The 8,829-nt window shown below is 61.4% G+C and carries 9 protein-coding genes and 1 pseudogene; 9 read left to right on the top strand and 1 reads right to left on the bottom strand.

What is annotated here, in order from left to right:
• Positions 1-13: 13 nt before the first annotated feature.
• Positions 14-796, bottom strand: a complete 783-nt coding sequence (gene map, locus ACIPZ8_RS08595; protein WP_400721532.1) for a type I methionyl aminopeptidase — start codon at positions 794-796, stop codon at positions 14-16.
• A 346-nt stretch (positions 797-1,142) separates the two neighbouring features.
• On the opposite strand from map, the gene rpsB reads away from it, so the two are divergent.
• The 9 genes and pseudogenes from rpsB to ACIPZ8_RS08640 form a co-directional block, all read left to right on the top strand.
• Positions 1,143-1,880, top strand: a complete 738-nt coding sequence (gene rpsB, locus ACIPZ8_RS08600) for a 30S ribosomal protein S2 (protein WP_027920037.1) — start codon at positions 1,143-1,145, stop codon at positions 1,878-1,880.
• A gap of 184 nt (positions 1,881-2,064) precedes the next feature.
• A complete protein-coding gene (gene tsf / locus ACIPZ8_RS08605) occupies positions 2,065-2,928 on the top strand; it encodes a translation elongation factor Ts (protein WP_103445333.1) in 864 nt (287 codons plus the stop codon).
• A gap of 177 nt (positions 2,929-3,105) precedes the next feature.
• Positions 3,106-3,849 (top strand): UMP kinase, encoded by a 744-nt coding sequence (gene pyrH / locus ACIPZ8_RS08610; RefSeq protein WP_027920035.1) that lies wholly within the window; start codon positions 3,106-3,108, stop codon positions 3,847-3,849.
• Positions 3,846-4,403, top strand: a complete 558-nt coding sequence (gene frr, locus ACIPZ8_RS08615; RefSeq protein WP_152959007.1) for a ribosome recycling factor — start codon at positions 3,846-3,848, stop codon at positions 4,401-4,403. Before pyrH ends, frr begins: the two co-directional genes overlap by 4 nt.
• A gap of 14 nt (positions 4,404-4,417) precedes the next feature.
• The gene (gene uppS, locus ACIPZ8_RS08620; protein WP_400721537.1) at positions 4,418-5,173 is read left to right on the top strand and encodes a polyprenyl diphosphate synthase; all 756 of its coding nucleotides are present in this window, start codon (positions 4,418-4,420) and stop codon (positions 5,171-5,173) included.
• Positions 5,173-5,988 (top strand): phosphatidate cytidylyltransferase, encoded by an 816-nt coding sequence (locus ACIPZ8_RS08625; protein WP_294340273.1) that lies wholly within the window; start codon positions 5,173-5,175, stop codon positions 5,986-5,988. Before uppS ends, ACIPZ8_RS08625 begins: the two co-directional genes overlap by 1 nt.
• Positions 5,985-7,175 carry a 1-deoxy-D-xylulose-5-phosphate reductoisomerase gene (gene ispC, locus ACIPZ8_RS08630; RefSeq protein ID WP_400721540.1) on the top strand — a complete coding sequence of 397 codons (1,191 nt, stop codon included), beginning with the start codon at positions 5,985-5,987 and terminating at the stop codon, positions 7,173-7,175. Before ACIPZ8_RS08625 ends, ispC begins: the two co-directional genes overlap by 4 nt.
• A gap of 48 nt (positions 7,176-7,223) precedes the next feature.
• Positions 7,224-8,576, top strand: a complete 1,353-nt coding sequence (gene rseP, locus ACIPZ8_RS08635) for a sigma E protease regulator RseP (protein WP_400721543.1) — start codon at positions 7,224-7,226, stop codon at positions 8,574-8,576.
• A 74-nt stretch (positions 8,577-8,650) separates the two neighbouring features.
• Positions 8,651-8,829: pseudogene (locus tag ACIPZ8_RS08640) on the top strand (outer membrane assembly protein); the annotation flags it as partial.

Here is an 8,829-nt window from a genome sequence, read left to right on the forward strand (position 1 = left end):
GCCTTGGGTGCAATCAGGCCGAGGTGCGCGGGATGGTGTCGTCCTTGCGCAGGGTGAAGATCTCGTAACCGGTCGCCGTCACCACCAGGGTGTGCTCCCACTGGGCCGAGAGCTTGCGGTCCTTGGTGATGGCGGTCCAGCCGTCGCCCAGCACCTTGGTGTCGGCCTTGCCCTGGTTGATCATCGGCTCGATGGTGAAGGTCATGCCTTCCTTGAGCTCCATGCCGGTGCCGGCGCGGCCGTAGTGGAGGATCTGCGGCTCTTCATGGAACACCTTGCCGATGCCATGGCCACAGAACTCGCGCACCACGGAGAAACCGTTCTTCTCGGCGTGCTTCTGGATCACTTCACCGATGTCGCCCAGGCGGCAGCCCGGCTTGACCAGCTCGATGGCCTTGTACATGCATTCCTGGGTGACCTTGGACAGGCGCTCGGCCCAGACCGGTACGCTACCGACGTGGAACATGCGGCTGGTGTCGCCGTGGTAGCCGTCCTTGATCACGGTGACATCGATGTTGAGCGTGTCACCGTCCTTGAGCGGCTTGTCGTTGGGGATGCCGTGGCAGACCACATGGTTGATCGAGGTGCAGATCGACTTCGGGTAGCCCTTGTAGTTGAGGGGCGCCGGGATGGCCTGCTGAACGTTGACGATGTAGTCGTGGCACAGGCGGTCGAGCTCTTCGGTGGTGACACCGGGCTTGACGTGTTCTTCGATCATTTCCAGCACATCGGCGGCCAGGCGGCCGGCGATGCGCATCTTCTCGATGTCTTCTGCAGTCTTGATGGTGACGGTCATTACAGGCTCTCTACGGCGCCGCAGGCGGCGCGAACAAACGGGAAAGGCCGGATTCTAGCAGAGCGGGGCGGCATTCTGTCGGGATAAAGGCGGCCATGCTGCTGTCTATAGGAGGCATTCTGGCCTGTTTGCCAGGGTGCTGCAAAAACTGCTGACGGACGCATCCTGAATCGGGTTCCGTTCGCTCGCGGTCTGTGGTATAAAATGCGCCGCTTTCGGGGACGACCCCGTCAGCCCTAAACCCACACACGTGTCGACACGATGACCTGGGTGCCCCGATTCTCCGGAACCGTGGGTTGGTCATTGGGATACGTGGAGGCCCAACCCGACTTATCAAGGAACTATCATGTCCCAAGTCAACATGCGCGATATGCTGAAGGCCGGTGTGCACTTCGGCCACCAGACCCGTTACTGGAACCCGAAAATGGGCAAGTACATTTTCGGCGCGCGTAACAAGATCCACATCATCAACCTGGAAAAAACCCTGCCGATGTTCAACGACGCTCTGTCGTTCGTAGAGCGCCTGGCCCAGGGCAAGAACAAGATCCTGTTCGTCGGCACCAAGCGTTCCGCCGGCAAGATCGTTGCCGAGCAAGCTGCTCGCGCTGGTTCGCCATACGTTGATCACCGTTGGTTGGGCGGCATGCTGACCAACTACAAAACCATCCGTGCTTCGATCAAGCGTCTGCGCGACCTGGAAACCCAGGCCGAAGATGGCACCTTCGCCAAGCTGACCAAGAAAGAAGCCCTGATGCGTTCGCGCGATCTGGAAAAGCTGGACCGCAGCCTGGGTGGTATCAAGGACATGGGCGGCCTGCCTGATGCCCTGTTCGTGATCGACGTTGACCACGAGCGCATCGCCATCACCGAAGCCAACAAGCTGGGCATCCCGGTTATCGGCGTTGTCGATACCAACAGCAGCCCAGAAGGCGTTGACTTCGTTATCCCAGGTAACGATGACGCCATCCGCGCTATCGAGCTGTACATGACTTCGATGGCTGACGCCGTCATCCGCGGCCGCAACAACGTTGCCGGCGGCACTGAAGTCTACGCTGAAGAAGCGGCTGCACCTGCTGCTGAGTAATAGGCGCTAGCGTCTACTTGGCACGCGAAAAGGGGGCTCTGCCCCCTTTTTGCCACCTTGAAATCCTGCTGTCAGCAACGGCCCCGCATGATGGGCGAGCTGATATAAAAGCAGCGATTTGCAGAATTTAACGCCCGCGTCGAGCGGGTGGAATGGTTGAAAAACTTTCCAAGAGGATTTTGAAATGGCAGCAATTACTGCAGCGCTGGTCAAAGAACTGCGCGAGCGTACCGGCGAAGGCATGATGGATTGCAAGAAGGCCCTGGAAAAGGCCGGCGGCGACATCGAGAAAGCCATTGACGACATGCGTGCCTCGGGCGCCATCAAGGCCGCCAAAAAGGCTGGCAACGTCGCTGCTGAAGGCGCTATCGCCGTCAAGACCGACGGCAAAGCCGCTGTCCTGCTGGAAGTGAACTCGCAGACCGACTTCCTGGCTCTGCAAGACGACTTCAAGAATTTCGTAGCCGAAAGCCTGGAAGAAGCCTTCGCCCAGAAGCTGACCGACGCAGCTCCTCTGGTTGCTTCGCGTGAAGCGGCTCGTGAAGCTCTGGTCGCCAAGTGCGGCGAGAACGTCAACATCCGTCGCCTGGTGCGCGTTGAGGGTGACGTTGTCGGTGCCTACCTGCACGGCAACAAGATCGGCGCTGCCGTTGTCCTGAAAGGCGGTGACGCCGAGCTGGCCAAGCAAATCGCCATGCACGTTGCCGCTTCGAACCCAGAGTTCCTGGATTCGTCGGAAATCTCCGCCGAAGCCATCGAGCGCGAGAAGGGCGTCTTCCTGCAGCTGAACGCTGACAAGATCGCCGGCAAGCCGGAAAACATCGTTGAGAACATGGTCAACGGTCGTATCGCCAAGTTCAAGGCAGAAGCCTCGCTGAAAGAGCAAGCCTTCGTCATGAACCCAGAAGTCAAAGTTGGCGAGCTGGCCAAGAAAGCCGGTGCTGAAATCGTTTCCTTCACCTACTTCAAGGTTGGCGAAGGCATCGAGAAGCCAGTCGACGACTTCGCTGCTGAAGTTGCCGCTCAGGTAGCTGCTGCCAAGCAGTAAGACAGCCCCGTCTGTCGCCCCAAAGAGGCTGCCCGCTCACGCGCGCAGCCTCTTTGTCAAAGCGGGAACGGTTTACAAGGCCGTTGCTCGCTGACGCAGTCGCTGCGTCACGTTAGAGTTACACGCAGGCTCAAGAAGCCCGCCAGAATTTTACAAACGCCGCAGGAGAGATTCGCAATGGCTCAGCAGGGCAGTGGTCATCAGGCTCGCTATAAACGCATTCTACTCAAACTTAGCGGCGAGGCCCTGATGGGCTCGGAAGAGTTCGGGATCGACCCCAAGGTCCTGGATCGCATGGCGCTGGAAGTCGGCCAGTTGGTCGGCATCGGCGTTCAGGTAGGCTTGGTGATTGGTGGTGGCAACCTGTTCCGTGGTGCGGCGCTCAGTGCAGCCGGCATGGATCGCGTCACCGGCGACCACATGGGTATGCTGGCCACCGTGATGAATGGCCTGGCCATGCGCGACGCGCTGGAGCGGGCGAACATCACCGCCATCGTCATGTCGGCGATCTCCATGGTGGGTGTGACCGATCACTATGATCGCCGCAAAGCCATGCGTCACCTGAACGCTAAAGAAGTCGTAATCTTCGCTGCCGGTACCGGCAACCCGTTCTTCACCACCGACTCCGCCGCTTGCCTGCGCGCCATCGAAATCGATGCCGATGTAGTTTTGAAGGCAACAAAGGTCGATGGTGTATACACTGCAGACCCATTCAAGGACCCGCATGCCGAGAAGTTCGATCATCTGACCTACGATGAAGTGCTGGATCGCAAGCTGGGTGTAATGGACCTGACGGCAATTTGTCTGTGCCGCGACCACAAGATGCCGCTGCGCGTCTTCAACATGAACAAACCCGGCGCCCTGCTGAACATCGTGCATGGCGGCGCGGAAGGCACTCTGATCGAGGAAGTTCAAAAATGATCAACGACATCAAGAAAGACGCGCAGGAGCGCATGACCAAGTCCCTGGAAGCGCTGGCTCGCAACCTGGCAGCGATCCGTACCGGTCGCGCCCACCCAAGCATTCTGGATACCGTCAAGGTCACTGCCTGGGGCAGCGAGATGCCGCTGAACCAGGTGGCCGCGATCACCGTCGAAGACGCCCGCACCCTGAAGATCGTCGCTCACGACAAGAACCTCAGCGCTGCCATCGAGAAGGCCATCCTGACCTCCGACCTGGGCCTGAACCCGTCCAGCGCCGGTACCACCATCCGTGTACCGATGCCGGCCCTGACCGAAGAAACCCGCAAGGGCTACACCAAGCAGGCCAGCGGCGTTGCCGAAGACGCCAAGGTGGCCGTGCGCAACGTGCGCCGTGATGCCCTGGGCGACCTGAAGAAGCTGACCAAGGACAAGGAAATCAGCGAAGACGAAGAGCGTCGTGCCGCTGATGAAATCCAGAAGCTGACCGACAAGTTCATTGCTGAAGTCGATGCTGCTTACAAGGCCAAGGAAAAGGACCTGATGGCCGTTTAAGGCCGAGGTTTTTAATGGAAAAGTCCAAGTTGGCGGCACCTTCGTCGGTGCCGCGTCATGTCGCGATCATCATGGATGGCAACAACCGCTGGGCGAAGAAGCGCCTGTTGCCCGGCGTTGCCGGGCACAAGGCCGGCGTCGATGCGGTGCGCGCGGTCATCGAAGTGTGCGCCGAATCCGGGGTCGAAGTGTTGACCCTGTTCGCGTTCTCCAGCGAAAACTGGCAGCGCCCGGCCGAAGAGGTCGGTGCGTTGATGGAGCTGTTCTTCTCGGCCTTGCGTCGTGAGGCTCGGCGTCTCAACGAGAACAACATCAGCCTGCGCATCATTGGTGACCGTTCGCGTTTCCACCCAGAACTGCAGGCCGCGATGCGCGAAGCCGAAGCACTGACCGCAGGTGCCAACCGCTTCATCCTGCAGATCGCCGCCAACTACGGTGGCCAGTGGGATATCGCCCAGGCTGCCCAGCGTTTGGCGCGTGAAGTCCAGGCCGGTCACCTGCGTCCGGACGACATCACTCCAGGTCTGCTGCAGACCTGCCTGGCCACAGGCGAGCTGCCATTGCCCGACCTGTGCATCCGTACCGGTGGCGAGCATCGCATCAGCAATTTCCTGCTGTGGCAGCTGGCCTACGCCGAACTGTACTTCTCCGACCTCTACTGGCCGGATTTCAAACACGAGGCCATGCGCAAAGCCCTGGCCGATTTCGCTTCGCGCCAGCGCCGCTTCGGTAAGACCAGCGAGCAGGTCGAGGCTGGAGCTCGTGCTTAATGCTTAAACAACGCATCATTACTGCGCTGATCCTGTTGCCGGTCGCGCTGGGTGGATTTTTCCTGCTCAACGGTGGGGATTTCGCCCTGTTCATCGGCTTCGTGGTGACCCTCGGTGCCTGGGAGTGGGCGCGTCTGGCCGGGCTTGTGGCCCAGCCTCTGCGCATCGCCTACGCCGCTGTTGTCGCCGGAGCGCTGATGCTGCTCCATCTCATGCCGGACCTGGCACCTTGGGTGCTTGGGGCTTCGGTCATCTGGTGGGGGCTGGCCACCTGGCTGGTGCTGACCTATCCACGCAGCAGCGAGCTATGGGCTAGTGCGGCCTGCAAGCTGTTGATCGGCCTGTTGATCCTGTTGCCGGCCTGGCAAGGGCTGATCCTGCTCAAGCACTGGCAGCTGGGTAACTGGCTGATCCTGTCGGTCATGGTGCTGGTCTGGGCGGCTGATATTGGCGCCTATTTCTCCGGTCGTGCCTTTGGCAAGCGCAAGCTGGCACCGCAGGTGAGCCCGGGCAAGAGCTGGGAAGGCGTCTATGGCGGCCTGGCGGTCAGCCTGGTGATCACCCTGGTGGTCGGCATCACCCGTGACTGGGGCTTCGGTCAGCTTCTGCTGGGGCTGCTGGGTGCTGCACTGGTGGTCATGTCGTCGGTGATCGGTGATCTCACCGAGAGCATGTTCAAGCGCCGTGCTGGCATCAAGGACAGCAGCAACCTGCTGCCTGGCCATGGGGGTGTGCTGGATCGCATCGACAGCCTGACCGCAGCGATCCCGATCTTTGCCGTGCTGCTGTGGGCTGCCGAATGGGGTGTGATGTGAGCAGCGTGCAGCGTATTACTGTCCTGGGTGCGACCGGTTCGATCGGTCTCAGTACCCTCGATGTGATTGCACGGCACCCTGAGCGCTACCAGGTGTTCGCGTTGAGCGGCTATTCGCGTATCGACGAACTGCTGGCCCTGTGCGTTCGGCACCGTCCGGCCTATGCCGTGGTGCCCAATGACGAAGCCGCCGCACGCCTGCGTGATGGCCTGCTTGGCGCCGGCTGCACTGCGCAGGTGCTGGTAGGGGAGGCGGGCCTTTGCGAGGTCTCGGCTGCTCCTGAGGTGGATGCAGTGATGGCGGCCATCGTCGGTGCCGCTGGTCTTCGCCCGACCCTGGCTGCCGTCGAGGCTGGCAAGAAGGTGCTGCTGGCCAACAAGGAAGCGCTGGTCATGTCCGGCGCGCTGTTCATGGACGCGGTGCGGCGCAGTGGTGCCGTGCTGCTGCCGATCGACAGCGAGCACAATGCGATCTTCCAGTGCCTGCCAGGCGATTATGCCCGTGGCCTGAGCCAGGTCGGCGTGCGTCGCATCCTGCTGACCGCCTCGGGTGGGCCGTTCCGCGAAACGCCCCAGGCTGCCCTGGTCGATGTCACGCCGGAACAGGCTTGCGCCCATCCCAACTGGTCCATGGGGCGGAAGATTTCGGTGGACTCGGCCAGCATGATGAACAAGGGGCTGGAGCTGATCGAAGCCTGCTGGCTGTTTGATGCGGCGCCGGCCAAGGTCGAAGTGGTGGTGCATCCGCAAAGCGTGATCCATTCGCTGGTGGATTATGTCGATGGTTCGGTGCTGGCTCAGCTGGGCAACCCGGACATGCGCACCCCCATCGCCAACGCCCTGGCCTGGCCAGAGCGCATCGATTCCGGGGTGGCCCCGCTGGACCTGTTCGCGATTGCTCGCCTGGACTTCCAGGCACCTGACGAACAGCGCTTTCCCTGCCTGCGCCTTGCGCGCGAGGCGGCTGAAGCCGGCAACAGTGCGCCTGCGGTGCTCAATGCGGCCAACGAGGTTGCAGTCGAGGCATTTCTCCAGCGGCGTATCCGCTTCCCCGAGATCGCGGGTATGATCGAACAGGTGCTTGATCAGGAACCCGTGGTGGCGCTGCCTTCGTTGGAGGCCGTGTTTGCTGCCGACCAGCGCGCCCGCGAGCTGGCCCGTGAGTGGCTGAGGCGTCACGGCCGTTGAGGCCGGTCGCTTTTCCAGGGTTCTGCTGAACGTCATTCGGAGATAGATATGACTGCGCTCTACATGATTGTCGGCACCCTGGTGGCCCTGGGTGTACTGGTCACGTTCCACGAATTTGGCCACTTCTGGGTCGCCCGGCGCTGCGGGGTCAAGGTGCTGCGCTTCTCCGTCGGTTTCGGTACGCCGCTGCTGCGCTGGCATGACCGCCAGGGCACCGAGTTCGTGGTGGCTGCGATCCCTCTGGGGGGCTACGTCAAGATGCTCGACGAGCGTGAAGGCGAAGTCCCTGCTGCGCTTGCCCATCAGTCCTTCAATCGCAAGTCGGTGCGTCAGCGCATCGCGATCGTGGCCGCTGGCCCGATCGCCAACTTCCTCCTGGCCATCATCTTCTTCTGGCTGCTGGCCATGCTTGGTTCCCAGCAGGTCCGCCCAGTGATCGGCGCGGTCGAATCCGGGAGCCTGGCCGCATCGGCAGGCCTGGCCGCCGGTCAGGAAATTGTATCTATCGATGGCAAGGCGACCAGCGGTTGGTCGGCTGTCAATCTGCAACTGGTTCGACGCCTGGGGGAGAGCGGCACGCTGCAAGTTGGCGTGCGCGACGAAGGCGCCACTGCCGAGCGCCAGCTGCAGGTGAAACTGGACCATTGGCTCAAGGGGGCCGACGAGCCGGACCCTATCCAGTCCCTGGGCTTGCGCCCATGGCGGCCGGCCGTATCGCCGGTGTTGGCCGAGATCGATCCGAAAGGCCCGGCCGCTGCCGCTGGTCTGAAGGCAGGTGACAGGCTGCTCGCCCTCGATGGCGCTGCGCTGACGGATTGGCAGCAGGTGGTGGACAGTGTTCGCGCCCGCCCTGACGCCCAGGTGGTGCTGCGGGTCGAGCGCGATGGCGCGGCCCTGGAGGTACCGGTCACACTGGCTCACAAAGGTGAAGGCAAGGCCGTCGGGGGTTACCTCGGTGCGGGTGTGAAGGGCGCCGAATGGCCTGCCAGCATGCTCCGCGAAGTCAGCTACGGCCCGTTGGATGCCGTGGGCGAGGGCCTCTCGCGGACCTGGAACATGAGTGTCCTGACCCTCGAGTCGCTGAAGAAAATGCTGTTCGGGGAGCTCTCGGTAAAAAACTTGAGCGGACCGATAACCATTGCTAAAGTGGCGGGCGCTTCAGCCCAGTCCGGCGTGGGGGATTTCCTGAATTTCCTGGCCTACCTGAGCATAAGCCTGGGGGTTCTTAACCTGCTGCCCATTCCTGTACTGGATGGGGGGCATTTGCTGTTTTACCTGGTCGAGTGGGCGCGCGGTCGTCCGCTGTCGGAACGGGTGCAAGGTTGGGGGGTCCAGATCGGTATCAGTTTGGTCGTAGGGGTGATGTTGCTCGCCCTGATCAACGATCTGGGTCGACTATAAAAGCTTCGCTCAATTGCGAACCTGCCGTTTCCATGCGGCGGGTTGTTTATTGCCAGTTGGAATAAAAGGACTTCATGAAACGTCTGCTGCTAACTGCGGTCATGTCCGCACTGATGATCGCTGAAGTTCACGCCGAGTCCTTCACTATCTCCGATATTCGCGTCAACGGCCTGCAGCGGGTATCCGCTGGCAGCGTGTTCGGCGCCTTGCCGCTCAACGTTGGCGACCAGGCTGACGACCGCCGCCTGGTGGA

Source organism: Pseudomonas sp. NPDC089422, from assembly GCF_044749405.1.
Lineage (GTDB): Bacteria > Pseudomonadota > Gammaproteobacteria > Pseudomonadales > Pseudomonadaceae > Aquipseudomonas.